The 20,682-nt window shown below is 53.7% G+C and carries 18 protein-coding genes; 10 read left to right on the forward strand and 8 right to left on the reverse strand.

The features are described 5' to 3' along the window. Window positions 1-94: 94 nt before the first annotated feature. Window positions 95-994 (forward strand): AraC family transcriptional regulator, encoded by a 900-nt coding sequence (locus M6D81_RS02085; RefSeq protein ID WP_262675145.1) that lies wholly within the window; start codon window positions 95-97, stop codon window positions 992-994. Window positions 995-1,044: 50 nt separating this feature from the next. Here M6D81_RS02085 and M6D81_RS02090 read toward each other — a convergent pair whose 3' ends face one another. Then, window positions 1,045-2,121 (reverse strand): Gfo/Idh/MocA family protein, encoded by a 1,077-nt coding sequence (locus tag M6D81_RS02090; RefSeq protein WP_262675146.1) that lies wholly within the window; start codon window positions 2,119-2,121, stop codon window positions 1,045-1,047. A gap of 142 nt (window positions 2,122-2,263) precedes the next feature. Between M6D81_RS02090 and M6D81_RS02095 the strand changes: the two genes are divergently transcribed. After that, window positions 2,264-3,193 (forward strand): AraC family transcriptional regulator, encoded by a 930-nt coding sequence (locus tag M6D81_RS02095; protein ID WP_262675147.1) that lies wholly within the window; start codon window positions 2,264-2,266, stop codon window positions 3,191-3,193. Between the two features lie 39 nt (window positions 3,194-3,232). Here the strand turns inward: M6D81_RS02095 and nagZ are convergent, their stop codons facing one another. Next, a complete protein-coding gene (nagZ, locus tag M6D81_RS02100) occupies window positions 3,233-4,567 on the reverse strand; it encodes a beta-N-acetylhexosaminidase (RefSeq protein WP_262675148.1) in 1,335 nt (444 codons plus the stop codon). A 199-nt stretch (window positions 4,568-4,766) separates the two neighbouring features. After that, window positions 4,767-5,579 carry a UTP--glucose-1-phosphate uridylyltransferase gene (locus M6D81_RS02105; RefSeq protein ID WP_262675149.1) on the reverse strand — a complete coding sequence of 271 codons (813 nt, stop codon included), beginning with the start codon at window positions 5,577-5,579 and terminating at the stop codon, window positions 4,767-4,769. Window positions 5,580-5,805: 226 nt separating this feature from the next. On the opposite strand from M6D81_RS02105, the gene M6D81_RS02110 reads away from it, so the two are divergent. From M6D81_RS02110 to M6D81_RS02120, 3 genes are read left to right on the forward strand one after another with little or no spacing between them, the layout of a single operon-like run. After that, the gene (locus tag M6D81_RS02110; RefSeq protein ID WP_262675151.1) at window positions 5,806-7,089 is read left to right on the forward strand and encodes a UDP-glucose dehydrogenase family protein; all 1,284 of its coding nucleotides are present in this window, start codon (window positions 5,806-5,808) and stop codon (window positions 7,087-7,089) included. After that, window positions 7,086-8,042 carry an NAD-dependent epimerase/dehydratase family protein gene (locus M6D81_RS02115; protein WP_262675152.1) on the forward strand — a complete coding sequence of 319 codons (957 nt, stop codon included), beginning with the start codon at window positions 7,086-7,088 and terminating at the stop codon, window positions 8,040-8,042. Before M6D81_RS02110 ends, M6D81_RS02115 begins: the two co-directional genes overlap by 4 nt. Before the next feature lie 52 nt (window positions 8,043-8,094). Beyond that, complete coding sequence (locus M6D81_RS02120; protein WP_262675153.1) at window positions 8,095-9,651, forward strand: glycine betaine uptake BCCT transporter; 1,557 nt, start codon at window positions 8,095-8,097, stop codon at window positions 9,649-9,651. A 7-nt stretch (window positions 9,652-9,658) separates the two neighbouring features. Here the strand turns inward: M6D81_RS02120 and M6D81_RS02125 are convergent, their stop codons facing one another. Further along, complete coding sequence (locus tag M6D81_RS02125; protein ID WP_262675154.1) at window positions 9,659-10,516, reverse strand: helix-turn-helix transcriptional regulator; 858 nt, start codon at window positions 10,514-10,516, stop codon at window positions 9,659-9,661. A 131-nt stretch (window positions 10,517-10,647) separates the two neighbouring features. On the opposite strand from M6D81_RS02125, the gene M6D81_RS02130 reads away from it, so the two are divergent. Next, entirely contained in the window at window positions 10,648-11,667 is a 1,020-nt protein-coding gene (locus tag M6D81_RS02130; protein ID WP_262675155.1) for a Gfo/Idh/MocA family protein, read from the forward strand. Window positions 11,668-11,688: 21 nt separating this feature from the next. Beyond that, a complete protein-coding gene (locus M6D81_RS02135; RefSeq protein ID WP_262675156.1) occupies window positions 11,689-12,627 on the forward strand; it encodes an aldo/keto reductase in 939 nt (312 codons plus the stop codon). A gap of 1,488 nt (window positions 12,628-14,115) precedes the next feature. On the opposite strand, the gene M6D81_RS02140 is transcribed toward M6D81_RS02135, so the two are convergent. The 3 genes from M6D81_RS02140 to M6D81_RS02150 all read right to left on the reverse strand — a co-directional run bounded on the left by M6D81_RS02140 (window position 14,116) and on the right by M6D81_RS02150 (window position 16,985). After that, window positions 14,116-15,051: a ribose-phosphate diphosphokinase gene (locus M6D81_RS02140; RefSeq protein ID WP_262675157.1), complete on the reverse strand. Its 936-nt coding sequence runs from the start codon at window positions 15,049-15,051 to the stop codon at window positions 14,116-14,118. Window positions 15,052-15,378: 327 nt separating this feature from the next. Beyond that, a complete protein-coding gene (gene fabV / locus M6D81_RS02145) occupies window positions 15,379-16,569 on the reverse strand; it encodes an enoyl-ACP reductase FabV (RefSeq protein WP_262675158.1) in 1,191 nt (396 codons plus the stop codon). 206 nt (window positions 16,570-16,775) lie between these two features. After that, complete coding sequence (locus M6D81_RS02150; RefSeq protein WP_262675159.1) at window positions 16,776-16,985, reverse strand: alpha/beta-type small acid-soluble spore protein; 210 nt, start codon at window positions 16,983-16,985, stop codon at window positions 16,776-16,778. 129 nt (window positions 16,986-17,114) lie between these two features. On the opposite strand from M6D81_RS02150, the gene M6D81_RS02155 reads away from it, so the two are divergent. The 3 genes from M6D81_RS02155 to thpR all read left to right on the forward strand — a co-directional run bounded on the left by M6D81_RS02155 (window position 17,115) and on the right by thpR (window position 19,274). Beyond that, a complete protein-coding gene (locus tag M6D81_RS02155; RefSeq protein ID WP_262675160.1) occupies window positions 17,115-17,711 on the forward strand; it encodes an ATP-dependent DNA ligase in 597 nt (198 codons plus the stop codon). 123 nt (window positions 17,712-17,834) lie between these two features. Then, the gene (locus M6D81_RS02160; protein WP_262675161.1) at window positions 17,835-18,617 is read left to right on the forward strand and encodes an alpha/beta hydrolase; all 783 of its coding nucleotides are present in this window, start codon (window positions 17,835-17,837) and stop codon (window positions 18,615-18,617) included. A 105-nt stretch (window positions 18,618-18,722) separates the two neighbouring features. Further along, the gene (thpR, locus tag M6D81_RS02165) at window positions 18,723-19,274 is read left to right on the forward strand and encodes an RNA 2',3'-cyclic phosphodiesterase (protein WP_262675162.1); all 552 of its coding nucleotides are present in this window, start codon (window positions 18,723-18,725) and stop codon (window positions 19,272-19,274) included. Window position 19,275: 1 nt separating this feature from the next. Here thpR and melA read toward each other — a convergent pair whose 3' ends face one another. Continuing rightward, window positions 19,276-20,574: an alpha-glucosidase/alpha-galactosidase gene (melA, locus tag M6D81_RS02170; RefSeq protein ID WP_262675164.1), complete on the reverse strand. Its 1,299-nt coding sequence runs from the start codon at window positions 20,572-20,574 to the stop codon at window positions 19,276-19,278. Window positions 20,575-20,682: the final 108 nt, after the last annotated feature.

Consider the following 20,682-nt stretch of genomic DNA (forward strand, 5'->3'; position numbering starts at 1 on the left):
TAAGAGTAATACAGCCTGAAGCCGATGTATTTGACACTTTCGCCGATCATTGTACACTTTTTGCATACCGGGACCAGCGATGGGAGTTGATGAGATGGAATTCCAAAGCTACAAGCTGCGCGAGGAATTGGCCATAACCAAGCTCTATTCTTTTCATTATTTCGAATTGGAAGCTTCTTTTATTGCCTCGCAGGAGCGTCATGATTTCTGGGAGATGGTATACGTCGACAAAGGAGAAATTGAAATTGTTACGGATTGCGGCCGACGTCACTTGAAGCAAGGGGACATGATCTTCTATCCGCCCAATGTCGTTCATGAAGGAAGAGCATGCAACGGTTCCGCGCCGGTGCTGTTGATCCTATCATTCGAGTGCCATGCAGCTTGCATGTCTCACTTCAATAACGTGACGCTGCAGTTGGACGACAGGGAGAGAGAGATGCTGTCCGAACTGCTGGAAGAAGGGCTTGCTTGCTTCGATCCCGCCGTCGATTCCCGCGATACCGTCAACCTTGCGAGCCGCACGCCGAGCCCTTTCGGCTCTGAGCAGCTAGTGAAAATTACGCTGGAGGCGCTTCTGATTCGCCTCATTCGCAATGGGAGGCAGGAAAGGAAGGGGAGGACGGCTGCCACTCTGGCCGCCAAGCAGAATCGGGACAAGGATATCGTGGAGAGCATACTGGCTTATATGGAGCGGCATATCGCATCGGACTTGTCGCATGCATTGCTATGCAGGGAATTTGCGATAGGGAGATCGCAGTTGACCGCGATCTTCTACGAGCGGACGGGCTTCGGCGTCATGGAGTACTTTAGCCGGATGAAAGTGAAGACGGCGCAGACGCTAATCCGGGAAGAGAAGTACAATTTCACGGAGATTGCGGGGAGGCTTGGCTACAGCAGCGTGCATTACTTCTCTCGCAGCTTCAAGCGGAAGACGGGAATGACGCCGACGGAATACGCGCGTTCGGTGAAGGCGAGATTGCGCCAGCAGAGGTGACAAAGGGGGCCGTTCCCATTGCAATTGCCGGGAAACAGCCCCATCTGTATTTATCGGGTGGCCGCAGCGGCCTCAGAGGCCGTCCAGTCCTCGTCCAGTCCCAGCCCGCGCAGATCCGCTACCGAATTGCTGCGCTCCGCCTCGTAGAGCCGCCATATGACCCGGAGCCCCTGCAGGCTGCGGGGACCGTCGGTGGCAGGTTGCTTGCCGGTCCGTATACAGTCCAGAAAATGCTGGATTTCGAAGTGGGTGAACTTGCCGTTCTCATCCTCCTCCATCAATACCTGCTTGACGGATGCCGTATCCAGATTCGCCTTCTCCTTCTTCATTCCGGTATGGGCAACGAGCTGGCGGTCGGCCAGATTGATCTCCAGCATGCCTTCCGTACAATGCGCATGAATGCTCCAGCCAAGGCGAGTGCCACGTGCCCCCCATGTGCCGAAGTGATAGCCCAGCGCGCCGTTTTCGAACTGAATCGTCACATTGCTGGTGCCTTCCTTCTCCATCCATGGCGTTCCCTTGTTCGTGCCGATATGCGTTCCCTTGACGGGACGGCCGAGCATCCACAGCATAATGTCTACATAATGGCAGCCGTGGCTGAAGAATTGTCCGCCGCCCAGCGTTGCAGCGGAATGGGCCCAGTGGCCTTCATGGTACTTCGTGAACTGCTCCGTCCAGATAGACAGTTGGAAGCACTCTCCGTACGCCTTCGTATCCAGCAGCTCCTTCAGCTTGATGACCAGTGGCCAGTGACGCACCGGATAAGCGGTCATTAACACCCGCTTCTCCCGTTCCGCGGTCTCGATCAGCGTCAGACATTCCTCTTCCGTATTGCACATCGGCTTCTCCATGAGCACATGCTTGCCTGCTTGAAGGCAAGCCATGCCCACCTCGAAATGCAGATGATGCGGCAGCACGACCAATACCGCGTCCACATCGTCAAGCAGCTCCCTGTAGTCCGTTACGGCTTTATCCGCTCCGATCGCTTCGCGCGCTGCTTCCGCGAGTTCCGGTAGGATATCGCACACTGCAGTCACCTTCATCGAGTCAGACAGCTCCGCATAGCTTTTTGTGTGCGTGGATGCCATGCCTCCGCAGCCGATGACGCCTAATCTGATTTTATCCATACAATCGGCAATCCCCTTCCGGTTAGAAGTTTCTTTCTTCCAAGCTCATCATTATAATAGAACTATCTGCAGCGAAGAGGCTTTATCAGAAAAGCCATAAGTTTTGCACAATTGAGCATCGGAACAGGGAGGGGGGACGAGGATGGCCTATGAACATCGTTTGCAGCTGCAAGAACAGATTCGGCTTGGCCGGCTTGTTACGTTTCATTATTTCGAGCTGGATCGTACGTTTACGTCCAAGGAAGAGAAACACGACTTCTGGGAGCTTGTCTATGTGGACAAGGGGAAGGTGGCGATCTCGACAGACAGCGGCAAGCGGCTGCTGGAGCAAGGGGATATCATCTTCTACAAGCCGAATGAGATGCATAGCGGCGGCGCGAGAGAGGAGACGGCGCCCAACCTGATCATTTTATCCTTTGAGTGCGAATCGCCGGCCATGCGCTTCTTCGAAGACCGCAGCTTTCGTTTGAACGACGGGGAAAGGGCGCTGCTGGCGCATATTGTGGAGGAAGGGATGGCAGCGTTCGAGCCTTCCATCGCCCTTCGTCTTTCGAAGAAGGTGTTGGGCCGCAAGGCGGATTCTCCCTTCGGATGCGAGCAGTTGATCAAAAACTACTTGGAAGTTTTGCTTATCGGTCTTATTCGCCGGGCTGCTACGCTCGATACGGAATGGAAGCCGTCGCTAATCGGCAAGGAGAACAGGGATCGCCATCTTGTAGCGGAAGCGATTGCCTATATGGAAGAGCATGTGCAGCATAATTTGACGCTGGAGGAGATCAGTGCCGCGTGCTCCGTCAGCAAGAGCTTGCTCAAGACGCGCTTCAAGGAAGCGAAGGGCATGGGTGTGATGGAGTATTTCACACGAATTAAAATCGATAGAGCCAAAGTGCTCATTCGCGAGGAAAGCTTGAACTATACGCAAATGGCGGAATGGCTCGGCTACAGCAGCATTCATTACTTCTCCCGCCAGTTCAAGCTGATAACCGGGATGACACTGACGGAATATTCGCGTACCGTGCATGCGAGAGTAGCGGGCAATGGGGGCATGAATAAAGGGCGACAGCGCATATGAAAGCGCCGTCGCCCTTTGCTTCTGCCGATCAAGGAGTCATTATTGCCCAGCGTTCACGGCTTCCTCGATGACTTCGTTAATCGCATCCAGATGAATACTCTCGATAGAGCCGTCGTTTAATTCGTACTTTTGCTTCAGACGCATAATGCGATCGACGCTCTGATCCAGTCTCTGCTCAGACAGTTGCCCATCCTCTATACTTTGTTTAATCGCGTTCCAGGCTGCCAACTGATCCTTGTTGTTATGCCCGACGAGAATAAGGTCGGTACCGGCTTGCAGCGACTTCACAGCCGCTTCGGCAACACCGTAACCGTCCGTAATGCCTCCCATCGTCATATCGTCGGTCACGACGACCCCGTCGTACTGGAGCTGCTCGCGAAGCAGACCGGTGACGATTTCCTTGGACAGGGAGGAAGGATAATCCTTGTCCAACTGCGGCAGCAGCAGATGAGCGACCATAATGACGTCCGCATCCTGCCGGATTGCTTCACGGAACGGTACGAGCTCCAACTGCTCCAGCTGCTCCAGCGATTTGCCCACGACTGGCAAGTCGATATGCGAATCGACGGATGTGTCGCCATGTCCAGGGAAATGCTTGACGACCGGTATCACGCCTTCCGAACGAATCCCTTCCATGGCAAGCATGCCGTGCTCCGTGACGCTGGCGGCATCCGTGCCGTAGGCTCTGTCGCCGATAACGGGGTTTTTGGGATTGCTGTTAATGTCCAGCACCGGTGCAAAGTTCATATTGAAGCCAAGCGACTTCACGGCGATGCCCAGCGCTTGTCCGGTCAAGCGGGTGTAGCGCTCATCGTCCTTGCTGCCTACGGACATGGCCTTCGGAAGCGGGCGATATTCATCCGGCAGCCTGCTTACCCGCCCTCCTTCCTGATCGACGCTCAGCAGAAGTGGAATCCCATCCTCTGCGGCGTTCAACTCCTTCAGCCCGTTGAGCAGCGCAAGCGTCTGCTCTGCGTTATCGATATTGTCTCCGTATAAGATGAACCCGCCGACTTTATGCATTTGAATCATCTCTTTGGCGAATGCGTCGGGCTCGGTTCCGTTGAGCCCGATTATCATAAGCTGCCCGATCTTCTCTTCCAGCGTCATGTTGCGGATCTGAGCCGTAATGGGATCTTCCGGGGGAGGCTCGGCGTCGTCGCTCCCGTCGTTTATCGCATCATCGTCGTTAGGCAGAGTGTTATCGCTCCCTGCATGGTCCCTTTCCGCTTCTGACTGCTCATTAGCTGACCCGTTGTATCCCGCCTTATTTTGCATGGCGCCGGAGCAGCCTGTTACGATGACCAAGGCTATCAGTATGATCATCGCTAATGTTCGCTTCACTTGCCGCGTTACGTATCGCTTTTCTGTCATAATACCCCCATCCGGCATTTGATTGGCCATGCCAATCGTTAATCGATTTCACCTTTATTGTAGAGCGCAGTGGGCTAAAGGTCAAACTGCACTGCTCTCAAACGCATACAAGGATGGGCATATGGCGGCGCCGCAAGAGGCCGCATGCCGTCCTTCAGCAGCAGCCTCATATTCGCTATCATCGCAGGTGATGTTTCGGTTATTTTCGTTTATTGATTTGATAAGCCTTCAGCTGTATGCGAAGATAGTCTTCTTCGATGCTGGTGTCGTACCAGCGCTCCCGATATTCATAACCGATCATCTTGCTGTCGGCGCACAGGCTGTTCAAAGCGTCTGTCAGCTGAATTTCTTCCCCGTGCCCCGGTTTCGTATTTCTGAGCAGCGGATACACTTCCGGCATGAGAATGTAACGGCCCATAACGGCAAGATCGGAAGGCGGATTATGCTTGGGCTTTTCTACAATCGCATGAATGCCGTGCAGACGGTCGTCAATCGGAGATGCGCTTACTACGCCGTAGTTTTGCAGCAGCTCCGGCTTGACCCGCTGCAATCCGACGACATTGGCAGTATGCTGCTCATACGCTTTAATCAAGGGAGTCAGCATGGAAGTTGCCTCCAGACTCACCTGATCCGGCAGCAGCACGGCACAGGGCTCGCCCGAAGCGAATGATTCGGCAAGCTGTACGGCATGTCCCAGCCCCAGCGCTTCATGTTGACGAATATAATGAATTTCTGCCGCCGGCGGTTTGATTGAAGGGATAAGATGCTCCTTCTTGCGGCTGGTCAAGAACCATTCCAGCTCGATCGAACGATCGAAGTAGTTCATAATACCGCTTTTATTCCGCGACAGGATAATCAATATTTCCTCTATGCCGGCCTGAATCGCTTCCTCCACAATGTATGCGATGGTAGGCCTGCCTGCGATCGGGAACATTTCCTTCGGAACAGCCTTCGTAACGGGCAGATTGCGTATGCCGTAACCGGCGGCGGGAATAATGGCTTTGCGAATCAATCGACACACCTCTCTTCTGACGCGCTATTGCTTCAGTATACTTCAGAATGTTCCATATGAAGCATGTCCGTATCGAAATCGGGCATTCATACAGCCTCATTCGCATGCATGGGCACAGGTCCTATCATTAAAGTTTTGTAAAAGCGCTGAGCAAACGCCGTTTCCCTTTCCTGCTTATCCGCACATGATAGTGTACAACTTGGATGCAACAGAGGAGATGCTGCTCATGAATATATGTGTTGCAGGTGCGGGTTATGTAGGCTTGACGACTGCCGCCGTGCTGGCGGAGCTGGGTCATTCTGTCTGCTGCGCCGATCCTGACAAGCATAAAATCAAAGGCTTGAACGGTGGCGTTATGCCGATTCTAGAGCCCGGTCTGCCTGAGATGGTTCAGCGCAACAGAATGTGCGGGCAGATGAGATTCCTTCACGATGTCCCCGCTGCAATAGCGGGTAACGACATCCTTATCATCGCTGTAGGCACACCCCCGTCTGAAGACGGTCGTGCTGATATGACATACGTGAAGAGCGTGCTGGACATGGCAGCTGGAGTCATGAACGGACATTTGACAATCGTTATGAAGAGTACGGTACCGCCGGGAACCGGCGATTGGGCGGAGGCTTATTTGCTCGAAAAAGGAATTGCGGCTCATCAATTCGACGTCGTCTCCAATCCGGAGTTTCTAAGGGAAGGGACGGCACTCTACGACTCCCTTCATCCGGAGCGAATTGTCATCGGAGCCGCGCATGAAGGAGCCGCGGAGAAGGTATGCGGCATGTACGAGAGGCTTGAAGGGGAGGTGGTACGCACGGGACGAAGGGAAGCCGAATTGATCAAGTACGGCTCCAACTCGTTCCTGGCGACGAAGCTGTCTTTCATCAATGAGCTCTCCAGAGTATGCGAAGCATACGGTGCCGATATTATGCAAGTGGCAATCGGCATCGGGCTGGACAGCCGGATCGGCCACAAATTTCTCGGCCCCGGCATCGGATACGGCGGATCGTGTCTGCCGAAGGATGTCAGCGCACTCATCGGCTCAGCGGCGGCCAAGGGAGTGGAGATGCCGTTGCTGGGGGCGGCTGCGGGCGTGAATGCATCGCAGCCCGATATCTATGTGAGCAAGCTGGAAGCGGAGCTGGGCGGACTGAAGGATGGAACGCGCATTGCGGTGTGGGGGGCCGCATTCAAGGAAGACACTGACGATATCCGCTCGTCCCAGGCTATTGTGCTGATGGAGAGGCTGCAAGAGAGAGGCTGCGCCATTACCGCATACGATCCCATCGTCGCTCCTGTCCTGCCGGGTGTAGCTTGGGCCGGGTCGGCCCTTGACGCCGTCCAGGGAGCAGAAGCTCTCGTCCTGGCGACGGGATGGTCGCAATTCAAGTTCATCGACTGGAAGGAAGTGAAGGCGCGCATGAGCGGCGCTATGGTTTTGGACGGTCGCAACATTCTTAACCGCAAGCTGATTGAAGAAGCGGGATTGCGGTATTTGGGGGTAGGCCGGCCATGAAAATTATCGTAACGGGCGCAGCCGGGTTCATAGGATCGCATCTGTGCGAAGCTTTGGTACAGACGGGGCGACATGATGTGATTGGTGTGGACAGTCTCGTGAGGGATGAGCTATGGGCGATCGGAAAGGCTCATCTTGACGCCATCCTGGATCACCCCCGATTCGTCTTCCTGCAGGAGGATATGGGAAGCGTGGATTGGGATGCGCTGCTGACGAATGCGGATGCCGTCTATCATCTGGCAGGAGTTCCGGGGGTAAGAGACAGCTGGGGCGCATCGTTCCAGAAATACTTGCATAATAATATCGCCGTCACGCAACGGCTGTTGGAAGCCTGCAGAGGCAAGGAGCAGCTGCGCAAATTCGTGTTTATTTCCACCTCATCTGTATACGGAGAGGTGCTTGGACGTGTATCGGAGAAGCGGCTGCCGGCTCCTCTGTCTCCATACGGCGTAACGAAGCTGACCGCTGAGCATTTATGCCAGGTATACAGGCGCGAAGCGGGCGTGCCGGTCGTCATATTGCGTTATTTCACCGTCTACGGGCCTCGCCAGAGAAGCGATATGGCGTTTCACCGTTTCATTAAAGCCATTCTGCAGGATCAGCCGATTACACTGTTCGGCGATGGCTGCCAGACGCGCGATTTTACTTTTGTGAGCGATTGTGTCGCGGCAACGGCTGCCGTAATCGAGCAGCCGAATGTGGTCGGCGAAGTGATCAATGTAGGTGGAAGGGAACGCGCCTCAGTCCGGGAAGTGATCGCAATGATGGAGAAGCTGATTGGCAAGAGCGCCCGAATCGAGTCGGGCGGTGGGCTGGTTGGCGAGCCTCTCCATACTTGGGCCAATATTGCGAAGGCGAAGAAGCTGCTCGGCTATAAGCCCCGGGTTAGTCTGAAGGAGGGCATCCTGGAGGAAATTCACTATATAAAAGGTTTGCTGAATCATCAAAATTAGCATAATTCAAGCCTCCAATGAAGAAACTGGATACAAAGGGGGCTTGAGCGGTATGAAGCAAGTGTCACAGGTATTTTGGATTGCGCTGGCGATATCCATCGTATTTGTTTTGTGGGGCGTTATCGGTCCCGATCAGCTGAAATCGGCTATGGCTGTCATGCAACGTTTTTTTCTGGTCAATTTCGGGTGGTTTTTTCAACTGGCCGCCACGTACTTTCTGTTCTTTGCCTTGTTCCTTATTTTCAGCCGTTACGGTAAAATCAAGCTCGGCAAAAACGAAGATAAACCCGACTTCAACCGGCCTACATGGTTCGCAATGCTCTTCAGTGCGGGCATGGGCATCGGTCTGTTGTTCTTCGGCGTCTCCGAGCCCATCTCGCACTTCGCAAGTCCTCCGGTGGGCGAAGGGGGAACAGGGGAGGCGGCGCGCATTGCGCTACGCTATACTTACTTGCATTGGGGTTTTCACGCCTGGGCGATTTATGCTGTGATTGCGCTCGCTTTGGCCTATTTCAAGTTCAGGAAAGGCCATCCCGGACTGATGAGCGCCACTCTGTATCCGCTTCTCGGTGAGCGGACGAAGGGAGCGATGGGCACCGTTATTGATACGACCGCCGTCATTGCGACGATATTCGGGGTAGCGGCATCCCTGGGACTGGGAGCGGCGCAGATCAACAGCGGTCTTCACTACTTGACCGGCTTGCCCAATACGTACGGTGTGCAATTGATTATTATAGCCATCGTCACCGTTCTGTTCCTCATCTCGGCAGGTACGGGCGTGAAGCGGGGCATCAAATATTTGAGCAACGCCAATATGGGCTTGGCGCTTGTTTTGCTCATCCTTGTTTTCGTGTTGGCGCCTACCGTTTTTTTGCTGAATCTGCTGACGACGACGTTCGGGGAATATGTGCAAAATTTGCTGGTGATGGGAACCAGGCTCGCTCCCTTTAATAAAGAAAATGCGGAGTGGCTTCGCAACTGGACGATTTTCTATTGGGCGTGGTGGATTGCCTGGGCGCCATTCGTAGGAACGTTCATCGCCCGTGTATCGAAGGGAAGAACGGTAAGGGAATTCGTCATCGCCGTCCTGATCATCCCGACGATTGTCTGTGCCGTCTGGTTCGGTATATTCGGCGGAACCGGAATTTATATGGAATACCAGCAGGGCCTTGACGTATCGGGACAGAGCCTGGAGACGGCGCTGTTCTACGTATATCAGCATCTGCCGATGTCCATGCCGTTGATTGTCGTCACGTTGCTTCTCGTCAGCACGTTTTTCATTACATCCGCAGATTCCGCCACGTTCGTGCTGGGGATGCAGACGACGCGGGGCAGCCTGGAGCCGCCGGCATCCGTCAAGTTCGTCTGGGGCTTCGTTCTGTCGGCTTCCGCCGCAGTATTGATGGCTTCCGGCGGATTGTCCGGGTTCCAGACGGCGATTATCGTCAGCGGCTTCCCGCTAGCCATCGTACTGATTCTGATGACGATCGGCTTGCTGAAGTCGTTCCATGCCGAGAAGGGCGGCACGAGCTCCGGCGCAGATACGGATCGGATGAGCCAGGCGGAATATATGAGCTGGCTTAGCCGCAGGAGGAGAGCGCGTACGTAAATGTCGGCTAGCGTCTTCTTGCCCCACCTCCCGCAGCATATAGCTGGCGGTATTCCGAAGGCGTCATTCCCTCGTGCTCCATGAATCGCTTGTTGAAGTAGCTGACGCTGGGATAACCGGCCTCCTTGGCGATATCGCCGATGGAGGCCGTCTTGCGGTCCAGCAACCATTGCTTGGCCATCTGCAGCCTGCATCGGGTAATGAATGCGACGGGCGTCATCTCCATCGCGCTGCGGAACAGCTTGCAGAAGTAGTGGGTGCTGACGCCTGCCAGTTCTGCCCACTTATGAAGCTCGAAGGGCTCTGTAGCCTGCTGCTGCATCGCCGGAAGCAGCTCCAGAATCCGTGATCCTGCCTCTCCGCCGGAGCCCTTCCTGAGTGGAACGGCTTGTTCCAGGAACAGGGCCAGCAGCTGATAGGTGAGCGAGGATAGCCGCAATGGTCTGAGCATACGGTGCTGCTCCCCTTCCGCCAGCAGCTTCTCGTGCGCCCGTTCCCATTGCTGCGGCTGTCTGAGCGTCCACAGCTGGCTGAGGTGCATCCCTTGCTGAACGAGGTAGTCTCTCATTCCGTCCCCATAGAAGTGAAACCATCTAATATTCCACGGATCGTCCTTGCTGCTGTAGTAGTGCTGCTCCTGCCGAGGAAAGTACAGTACGGCATGTCCCGCGCTTAACGTATGAATTTCCCCTTCAACCTCCACATATCCTTTCCCCGATAAGACATAGTGAATATTGAAGTTGTTAATGGCATCCTTGCTGCGGTACACATGATGCTCCGGATGATCGTAATAATGCCCGATCGATTCCGGCATGCAGAAGTAAGGGCTTTGGGGCAATGTCAACAAGTGAATTTGCCGTTCCATTGTGTGCTTCTCCCTTCAAATTGAATGACAATATTGTGTTAACGACGATCAAAATATTATTATATTAAATTTAACTTATCCGATTTATAATCACAATATAATCTTATTCATGCGAAAGGGGCTAATGATTCATGAGTGAAAAATTAAAGTGGGGCATATTGGGCTGCGCCTCCATAGCCAAGCGAGCTGTCATTCCGGGCATTCGTGCATCCGAACGCAATGAAGTAGCCGCAATCGCCAGCAGAGATGCGGAGAAGGCTTCCCGCACCGCAGAAGAGCTGGATATTCCGGTCGCTTACGGCAGCTACGAGGAGCTGCTTGCAGACGATTCCATAGATGTCGTCTACATACCGCTGCCGAATCATCTGCATAGAGAATGGACGATTCGCGCTGCCCAGGCGGGCAAGCATATATTATGCGAGAAGCCGCTGGCGCTTACCGCAGCGGAAGCGGATGAGATGGTGGCGGCTTGCGCTGACGCCGGCGTGCAGCTGTCGGAAGCGTTCATGTATCGCTGGCACCCCAGATACGATGCAATCAAGGAGATTATCGCGTCCGGAGAGATCGGAGAGCTTCGCGGCATCCGCAGCGCATTCACGTTCAACAATGCGGAGGATATGAGCAATGTGAGGTATAAGCGAGAGTGGGGAGGGGGGTCCATCTACGACGTAGGCTGCTATCCCATCAGCGCGGCGAGACTGATTCTCGGTCAGGAGCCTGAAGCGGTGACGGTGCAGGCGCTGTTCTCGGAACGGCACGGCGATGTCGATATGATGGCATCTGGTCTCGTTGAATTCGCCGGTTCGGTATCGTTGACCTTCGATTGCGGCATGTGGGCTGCCTTCCGCAATCCGCTGGAGGTGCTTGGCACGGGAGGCATCATTGAAGTGCCCTCCGCATATGTGACGGGCTCGCCCGGCAGCGGCAGCTTCTTCGTCCAGTCAGGAGGTCAGCGGAGGGAAGTCGTCGTAGCGGACATGAACGTATATGCCGCTCAGGCGGATGCGCTTGCCCGCGCGATCAGCGGTGAGGCTCCGCTCCGTTATACGCCGCAGGATGCGGTGCGCAACATGGCGGTGATCGATGCCTGCCTCGCTTCGGCGAGAGAGAGAAACCGTGTCGAGCTGGGAGCGAGTCTGAGTCGCTTGTAATAGAAGAAAGGAGGAGACAAGATGGAGTACATTTCAATTGCAGGCTGCAGCAAGCCGGTATCCAGGCTGATGAAGGGGACTGATTATTTCTTTCATGACAGCTATGAGAAAGCGGCAGCCAATATGGACGCGTTCCTTGCTATAGGCGGCAATTCTCTCGACACCGCCCATATTTATTGCGGAGGGCAAAGCGAAGAAGTGCTGGGCCGTTATATGAAGGAGCGCGGCAACAGGGATGCTCTGGTCATCTTGACTAAGGGCGCGCATCACGACGCGAGCGGTCCCAGAGTGAACAGGGAGGCGATCGCATCGGATCTGGCATGCAGTCTGGAGCGGCTGCAGACGGACTTTATCGATCTGTACGCGCTGCATCGCGACGATCCGGCTACTCCGGTGGGCGCTATTATCGAAGCGCTGAACGAGCATGTGGCGTCAGGCAGTGTCGGCGCTATCGGCGTATCGAACTGGACTTGGCAGCGCATTCAGGAAGCGAATCGCTACGCAGCCGACCATGGATTGGCCGGCTTCACCTTCAGCAGTCCCAATCTAAGCTTGGCCAAGGCGAACGAGCCGTTCTGGCCGGGCTGCGTATCTGCGGACGAAGAGACGTGCAGATGGCACGAGCAGGAGCAATTCCCGCTGTTGTCCTGGTCTTCGCAAGCGAGGGGCTTCTTTACGGGACGATTCACGCCGGAGGTTCGCGACAATGCGGATCTGGTCAGAGTATTCTATAGCGACGACAACTGGGAACGGTTGGATCGCGCAAGGCAGCTCGCGGAGCAGAAGGGGGTATCGGCAATTCAGATCGCTCTTGCGTACGTATTGAATCAGCCTTTCCCGACTTGCGCCTTGATCGGCGCCCAGACGGCCGAGGAGCTTCGCTCCTGCCATGAAGGCTCCGCCATTACATTGTCTACGGAAGAGCTGGCTTGGCTTGATATGTCTTCCGATCCCCAATAAGATTGACCAATGCGATTTCGCACCGCGCTCTGCTCCCAGCGCGCGGTGCGTCGCTTCACGATGTCGACCGGACGACCACATTTGACAATTTGGCTGTAATCGTAACTACGAGGTCTAAGTACCAATTGCGCTTTGAGGTAACTAAAGAGAATTAATGTAGCCATTTGTGCTTTGAAGTTATACTAAAGAGGTCTAAAGTAATCAAATGTGCTTCGTAGTAACTAAAGAGGTCTAAAGTAATCAAATGTGCTTCGTAGTAACTAACGAGGTCTAAAGTAACCAATTGTGCTTCGTAGTAACTTAAAGAGGTCTAAAGTAACCAATTGTGCTTCGTAGTAACTAAAGAGGTCTAAAGTAACCAATTGTGCTTCGTAGTAACTAAAGAGGTCTGAAGAAGCCGATTGTGCCTCAAGGTAACTAAAGAGGACTAAAGTAATCAAATGTGCTTCGTAGTAACTAACGAGGTCTAAAGTAACCAATTGTGCTTCGTAGTAACAAAAACGAAATATTGGTTAATAAGAAAAGCTTCCGCCTACATCCCAGTAAGCCATAATTTCAGTCTGGATTGGATGGTTATGTTATGATTGCAGCAAGAAATAATACGCCGTCGCCACACCACAACAGTTGTACGAAAAATCGTACAAAGTGTCCCGAAACCGCCGCCGCCGCACCACAGTTGTACGAAAAATCGTACAAAGTGCCCCGAAACCGCCGCCGCCACACCACAGTTGTACGAAAAATCGTACAAAGTGCCTCAAAACAGCCGCCGCCACACCACAGTTGTACGAAAAATCGTACAAAGTCCCGAAACAGTAGCCGCCGCGCCATAGTTGTACGAAAAATCGTACAAAGTGCCTCAAAACAGCCGCCGCCGCGCCACAGTTGTACGAAAAATCGTACAAAGTGTCCCGAAACAGCCGCCGCCGCGCCACAGTTGTACGAAAAATCGTACAAAGTGTCCCGAAACAGTAGCCGCCGCGCCACAGTTGTACGAAAAATCGTACAAAGTGCCTCAAAACAGCCGCCGCCGCGTCACAGTTGTACGAAAAATCGTACAAAGTGTCCCGAAACAGTAGCCGCCGCGCCATAGTTGTACGAAAAATCGTACAAAGTGTCCCGAAACAGTAGCCGCCGCGCCACAGTTGTACGAAAAATCGTACAAAGTGCCCCGAAACAGCCGCCGCCGCGCCACAGTTGTACGAAAAATCGTACAAAGTGTCCCGAAACAGTAGCCGCCGCGCCACAGTTGTACGAAAAATCGTACAAAGTGTCCCGAAACAGTAGCCGCCGCGCCACAGTTGTACGAAAAATCGTACAAAGTGTCCCGAAACAGCCGCCGCCGCACCACAGTTGTACGAAAAATCGTACAAAGTGCCCCGAAACAGCCGCCGCCACACCACAGTTGTACGAAAAATCATACAAAGTGTCCCGAAACAGTAGCCACCGCGCCACAGTTGTATGAAAAATCGTACAAAGTGACTCAGCAGATTACGATTTGAATAACGTGGCGATCGAGCCACCCTCCGTAATGATTTTGATCGCTGTACCGATCAGCGGTGACATTGGCAGAACGACAAATTTGTCCGTATACTCCCCATCATGGTTAATCGTATCTGTAATAACGATTTCTTCAATGTTGGGGTGGTCCAGCTTCTGAACGGCGTTGCTGGAGAACAGTCCATGCGTTGCGCAGATGAAGGCGTTATGGGCGCCGCGCTTCTTCAGCGCCTCCACGACGTTCACAATCGTGCTGCCGGTGTCGATCAGATCCTCGATGATGATTGGCGTCATTCCTTCCACTTCGCCGATAATATGGGTAATCTCGGACTGGTTATGCGCCGGACGGTTTTTAATCATAATTGCGAATGGACAATCGATCAGCCCAGCCAGCTTTTCAGCGACTGTCGCGCGGCCAGCGTCCGGAGATACGACGACCGGATTTACAATATTTTTCGAGCGCAAATAGTCAATAATCGTATCCAATGCCGTCAGATGATCCACCGTGATATCGAAGAATCCCTGGATAGGATCGGCATGCAGGTCGATCGTAATGATGCGATTCGCTCCTGCAGTAGTCAGCACGTCTGCGACCATTTTGGCGGAAATCGGTTCTCGCGGCGCGGATTTTCTTTCTTGACGGGCATAACCGTAATAGGGCATCACGATGTTGATTGTTTTCGCGGAAGCGCGCTTCGCCGCATCCATCATAATGAGCAGCTCCACGAGATGCTCGTTCACGGGATGAGACAGCGACTGGACGAGGAAGACGTCGCAATTGCGCAGCGACTCGTCATAGGAGACGTAGATTTCACCGCTTTGCTGACGCGATATCGTGACTTCGCCAAGTGTTACGCCCAGCTGTTCTGTTATTTTTTTGGCCAGGGGCAGGTTCGACGAGCCGGAAAAGACTTTAATGTTAGACATAGTTTCCTCCAATTTCAAATCGATAAACATACTTATTCTTCATCATACCAAAAGGTGGAGACAGGGACAAATCTGAAGAAGGAGACAGGGACAAATCTGAAGAAGGAGACAGGGACAAACCTGAAGGTGCGCAAAGAAAAGAAGAGGAGGATAGCGTCGTTCAATTAAAGTAGATAAATCAAAAAAAGCCGGGAAGCGATACAAGTATCGTCTCCCGGCCGGTCCAACGGAAACATTAAGAAGATCGCCGGCCACCTGAACAAGCAGGGGAGATAGGCGATCTTCTTCGTCGTACCGGCTTATTCGTAACGTTCCGTGCTCAGATCATTAGCGCAAATTCGGAATGGCGACATCCGGATTCGCTTCCGCTTCATAATCGATGCCGTCCGTCTCGAATCCGAACAGGCCGAAAAATTCCTTGCGATAGCCTTCCAGATCGGAAAGCTCATAGACGTTCTCCGTCGTCAACGCCGCCCAAAGCTTCGCTACTTCCTCTTGAATTTCCGGCTTCATCTCCCAATCGTCGACACGGATCAGTCCCTTCTCGTCCACAGGAGTTGTTCCGCCGTTGTACAGCCGATCGCTGAACAACCGGTACATCTGCTCGATGCAGCCTTCATGCAGGCCGCGTTCTTTCATGACCTTGTACAGCGCGGAGATGTACAGCGGCACTACAGGAATGGCCGAGCTGGACTGCGTGACGAGCGCTTTGTTCACGGAGACGAATGCGCGTCCGCCGCTGGCGCCAAGCTGCTCGTGCAGGCGATGGGCGGTAGCCTCCAGATCGTTCTTGGCCGCACCGATCGTGCCGTCGCGGTACACCGCGTGTGTAATGGAGGGTCCGATGTAGGAGTAGGCGACAGTCGTTGCGCCTTCTGCCAGCACGCCCGCAGCCTGCAGCGCATCGATCCACATCTGCCAGTCTTCTCCGCCCATTACGGCGATCGTCTGACGCAGCTCATCTTCCGTTGCCGGCTCAATTGTCGCTTCCGTCACGTCGCCGTTATGGAAGTTGACTGTCTTGTTCGTATAGACATCGCCAAGCGGCTTAATAACGGAGGAGAATGTCTCGCCAGTCTTCGGATGCGTCCGGCGCGGCGAAGCGACGCTGTAGACGACCAGATCCACTTTGCCCAGTTCTTCGCGGATCAGCTCGATCGTCTTGTCCTTGATTTCATCGGAGAAGGCGTCGCCGACAATGCTGTAAGATTTCAAGCCCGCTTCCGCCGCAGCGCTCTCGAATGCAGCCGAATTGTACCAGCCTGCAGTCGCCGTACGGGAGCCTTCCGCTCCCTTGTCGAAGTAGACGCCAACCGTATTAGCGCCAGCAGAGAAGGCGGATACGATGCGCGAAGCAAGTCCATAGCCGGTGGATGCGCCTACGACAAGCACATTCCGGGGGCCGTCGATGGATGGCTGTCCCTTCACGTAATTGATCTGGCGCTGCACCTGGCGGGCGCAGCCCTCCGGGTGAGCGGTTGTGCATATAAAGCCGCGAGTTTTCGGTTTGATTATCATATTGGTTATTCCCTTCTTTCCTGTCATTCACATGGTCTATGTAATAGACGAGCTCTTTCTCATTTTACCGATAATTGCGAGCAAAAGAAAGAAGTATTGCAAGTTTTCGGAATGCATGCGAAAAATGAGCTGATGCCGGCAGGAGCGGGCAAAAGCTCATCATAGTTACTATCATACTTTGCTGACTGCAAGTGAACGGCGATACTTTAGCGCCCTGCCAGCTGCTGTTGAGCCATCTGTACAAGGCGGCGAGTTATGTAACCGCCGATGGAACCCATATCGCGCGTCGTCATATTGCCGTAGTAGCCGTCTTGGGGAAGCTGTATGCCCAGTTCTTGCGCGACTTCATACTTCATTTGCTCCAATGCGGCGCGGGCTTGGGGTACTACCAGTGAGTTAGTGTTGTTGTTAGCCACTTGTTATCATCCTCCTTCTGGTCCATATTATGCGACAAGACATGAAGGATTATTCGCTAATTACCCCTTTATTTACCGACGAATTCATGCATGATTTCATGATAGGATGGGGAAGGGGAGGAACGCGATATGTTTATTGATCCAATGCTGCCGGCGGCAAGCGGGGAGCCGTTCGACGATGACCGGTACTGGTTCGAACCGATGATCGACGGCCAGCGTCTTCAGCTTATCGTCAGATCCGGCAGGACGCAGCTTCTGACCCGGCACGGCAACGACGTGTCCAGACAGTATCCCGAGCTGCTTCAAGTGCCGCTCAAGGAAGCGGTGGATGTGGTGTTGGACGGGGAAGCGGCTTACATCGATCCGGAGTCCGGAAAGGCATGCTTCGATATTCTGCAATACCGCTTCAGACAACGCAAGCTGCCAGCTATCCGCGAAGCCAGACAGGAGTATCCGCTCACTTATTTCATATTCGACATGCTGTATTGCAACGGAGAGGATGTGCGCCATTACCCGCTGCTGGAGCGGAGAGCGATGCTGGGAGCGATCATGGAAGACAGTCCTTCGATCAAATTGCTTAATGGCATGAAGCATGAAGGCATCGCCATGCACAAGATGGCCCGGCGCTGCGGTTTGGAAGGCGTGATCGGCAAGGAGATAACAGGTCCTTATACATCGGGGCGAAGCGAGAGCTGGATTAAAGTGGAAGTGGAAGAGGCGATGTAACGGTGCCTGCATACTACTTATTTCAATACACGAACTCATTATTCCCAGAAGGATATGCTGCTTCGATGTGGTATTTGTTACATGTGAAGGATTATTTGAATGACTGTGGAGGATGAATAATCGATGGCACTCATTACATGTAATTATTACTCTGAAGTATTGGGGCTTAGCACCTCATTGACGGCGATATTGCCTCAGCAGACGTTAACTCAGATCGGCATGAGCAACAAGAGCAGTGGGACGAAGCACAAAACGCTATATCTGCTGCACGGGCTTTCCGACGACCACACGATATGGCTGCGCCGGACGTCGGTGGAGCGGTATGTAGCCGAGTTGGGCATCGCGGTCATTATGCCGCAGGTACATAGAAGCTTCTATACGGATATGGTGCACGGCGCCGCATATTGGAGCTTCTTGACCGAAGAATTGCCAGCTGTGGCGCGCTCTTTCTTCCCGCTGTCACATAAGAGAGAGGACAACTTCGTCGCAGGTCTGTCCATGGGGGGCTACGGCGCATTCAAGTGGGCGCTGTCGAAGCCGGAATGCTTCGTCGCGGCGGGCAGCTTGTCCGGCGTTCTGGATATTGTCAAGTACAGCCAGGAGAATATGGATGATGCGAAGAAGCGGACGTTGGAGCTCGTCTTCGGCGGCGAACCGATTGCGGGCACCAAGCACGATCTGCTGCATCTGCTCGCTGCAACTTCCGGCAACGGACAGCCCAAGCCCGCCTTGTACCAGTGCTGCGGCACGGAGGATTATCTGTATGACCACAATGCAAGCTTCCGTGCAGCTTGTTCAGCCAAGCCGGACTACTCCCTTACTTACGAAGAAGGTCCCGGGGATCATAACTGGGCTTACTGGGATCAGCAGATTCGAAGCTTCTTGAATTGGATGGCGCTTGATTGACATAATAATACAATAAAAAGCCTCTGGCACCACAATTCATGCCGATTCATGTGGTCCGGAGGCTTTTGTTCGAGGGGATAGAAATTTTTCGCGAAAGGTGATCGTATGAGATTATTTACAGCTTTGCCGCTTCCGGCAAGCATTGCGGAAGAGCTGCATCTGTGGACGCAGCTCTTCCGGGATACATTGCATTTTCGCAAATGGACACATTGGCGGGACTACCATCTTACGCTGCAGTTTCTTGGAGAAACGCCGCCAGACAAGGCCGAGCAGCTGCAAGCTGCGCTGCAAGGCATTACGGCTTCACCCATCGAGCTGTCCCTTCACGGCGCCGGCACGTTCGGACCGGCAACAGCGCCGCGCGTATTATGGGCAGCCGTGTCAGGAGAGACAGATGCCTTGACCGCTCTTCATAAGGCGGTTGTCCGGACAACGCAGCCGCTGGGATTCGCATCCGAGGATCGCCCTTACGCCGCGCACATTACGTTAGCCCGCCGTTACGCCGGAGCGGACGGCAGCTTCAACCGGGAAGCGCTGCGTGCTATTCCGGCCGGGACGAAGTGGACCGCCGACCGATTTGTGCTGATGCGTACACATATGGACAAATCGCCAATGTATGAAACGATCGGAGAGTATCCGCTCAGAAATCTTGAATAAATTACTTATAACCAGGCAGCCAGCTGCCGTGCGCTTCGATCAGATCGTCGCACATCGCGACGATGTCATCCATGGACAGCTCTGCGGAAGTGTGCGGGTCCAGCATGGCGGCATGGTAGATATGCTCGCGCTTGCCGGTGATGGCCGCTTCGATCGTCAGCAGCTGGGTATTGATATTGGTGCGGTTCAATGCCGCCAGCTGTGGCGGAAGATCCCCTACGTAAGTCGGCGTAATGCCGCTTCTGTCGACCAGGCAAGGCACCTCTACGCAAGCTTCCTTCGGAAGGTTGGTGATGAGCCCTGTGTTCATGACGTTGCCGCCGATTTTAAACGGCTTGTCGGTCTCTATCGCCTCCAGCATGTAGGAAGCGTATTCATGGCTGCGGCAATGCTCCAGATTCGCGTCGTTGACAAGCGATTCGCGCATGGAAGCCCAGCGGTTGATCTGATTGACGCAGCGGCGCGGATATTCGTCCAGCGGAATGTTGAAGCGGTCGATCAGCTCCGGATAGTTCCGCTTAATGAAGTAAGGATGGTATTCCGCATTGTGCTCCGACGATTCCGTAATGTAATAACCGAACTTCAGCATCATCTCATAACGGACCATGTCGTGATGCTTCTCCTTCTGCTTCTCCGCCGCACGCCGCTTGATCTCCGGATACAGATCTACGCCGTTCTTGGTCGCTTCAAGCAGCCAGGCCATATGGTTGATGCCCGCGATCTTCCATTTGACGCCTTCCGTATCCATGCCCAGATGATCGAACAGATGAGGCACGCATACTTGCACGCTATGGCACAAGCCTACCGTATTGACGCCGCCGTAGGTGTTCATGACATTCGTCAATACCGCCATCGGATTTGTATAGTTCAAGAACAGCGCGTCGGGACATACTTCATTGATATCGCGGGCGAAGTCCAGCATAACAGGGATCGTCCGCAGGTTGCGGAAGATGCCGCCGATGCCGACTGTATCCGCTATCGTCTGGCGCAGTCCGTATTTTTTCGGAATTTCGAAGTCCGTAATGGTACAAGGATCGTAGCCGCCTACCTGAATGGCGTTAATGACATATTTGGCGCCGCGAAGCGCTTCTTTGCGATCGGTATACGCTTGGATGTGGCAAGTGCTGCCGCTGTTGCGCTTAACGTTGAGCAGCATTTGCTCGGAATCCCGCAATCTGGTCTCGTCGATATCGAACAGTGCAATCTCGAACTCTTGCAAAGCCGGGGTCATCATCACATCGCCAAGAATATTTTTGGCAAAAACGGTGCTTCCTGCACCGATGAACGTCATTTTGGACATGTGAGGTTATCCTCCTTCATGATTATGGAATGATCAACATGCAACTGCGCGCCAGTCGTTGGTCACCATTAGTATACGATTGATCCAATAGCATTCATATGGAATGAA

This window comes from Paenibacillus sp. J5C2022 (assembly GCF_025567625.1).
Lineage (GTDB): Bacteria > Bacillota > Bacilli > Paenibacillales > Paenibacillaceae > Pristimantibacillus.

Excerpts from the sequence above, each read along its gene's own strand:
- M6D81_RS02090 (WP_262675146.1), bottom strand. The coding sequence starts at position 2,121 with ATGGATAAAATCAGATTAGGCGTCATCGGCTGCGGAGGCATGGCATCC.
- M6D81_RS02120 (WP_262675153.1), top strand. The coding sequence starts at position 8,095 with ATGAAGCAAGTGTCACAGGTATTTTGGATTGCGCTGGCGATATCCATC.
- M6D81_RS02085 (WP_262675145.1), top strand. The coding sequence starts at position 95 with ATGGAATTCCAAAGCTACAAGCTGCGCGAGGAATTGGCCATAACCAAG.
- fabV (WP_262675158.1), bottom strand. The coding sequence starts at position 16,569 with ATGATAATCAAACCGAAAACTCGCGGCTTTATATGCACAACCGCTCAC.
- M6D81_RS02140 (WP_262675157.1), bottom strand. The coding sequence starts at position 15,051 with ATGTCTAACATTAAAGTCTTTTCCGGCTCGTCGAACCTGCCCCTGGCC.
- M6D81_RS02115 (WP_262675152.1), top strand. The coding sequence starts at position 7,086 with ATGAAAATTATCGTAACGGGCGCAGCCGGGTTCATAGGATCGCATCTG.
- M6D81_RS02110 (WP_262675151.1), top strand. The coding sequence starts at position 5,806 with ATGAATATATGTGTTGCAGGTGCGGGTTATGTAGGCTTGACGACTGCC.
- M6D81_RS02130 (WP_262675155.1), top strand. The coding sequence starts at position 10,648 with ATGAGTGAAAAATTAAAGTGGGGCATATTGGGCTGCGCCTCCATAGCC.
- M6D81_RS02135 (WP_262675156.1), top strand. The coding sequence starts at position 11,689 with ATGGAGTACATTTCAATTGCAGGCTGCAGCAAGCCGGTATCCAGGCTG.
- M6D81_RS02160 (WP_262675161.1), top strand. The coding sequence starts at position 17,835 with ATGGCACTCATTACATGTAATTATTACTCTGAAGTATTGGGGCTTAGC.
- thpR (WP_262675162.1), top strand. The coding sequence starts at position 18,723 with ATGAGATTATTTACAGCTTTGCCGCTTCCGGCAAGCATTGCGGAAGAG.
- M6D81_RS02155 (WP_262675160.1), top strand. The coding sequence starts at position 17,115 with ATGTTTATTGATCCAATGCTGCCGGCGGCAAGCGGGGAGCCGTTCGAC.
- M6D81_RS02125 (WP_262675154.1), bottom strand. The coding sequence starts at position 10,516 with ATGGAACGGCAAATTCACTTGTTGACATTGCCCCAAAGCCCTTACTTC.
- melA (WP_262675164.1), bottom strand. The coding sequence starts at position 20,574 with ATGTCCAAAATGACGTTCATCGGTGCAGGAAGCACCGTTTTTGCCAAA.
- M6D81_RS02095 (WP_262675147.1), top strand. The coding sequence starts at position 2,264 with ATGGCCTATGAACATCGTTTGCAGCTGCAAGAACAGATTCGGCTTGGC.
- nagZ (WP_262675148.1), bottom strand. The coding sequence starts at position 4,567 with ATGACAGAAAAGCGATACGTAACGCGGCAAGTGAAGCGAACATTAGCG.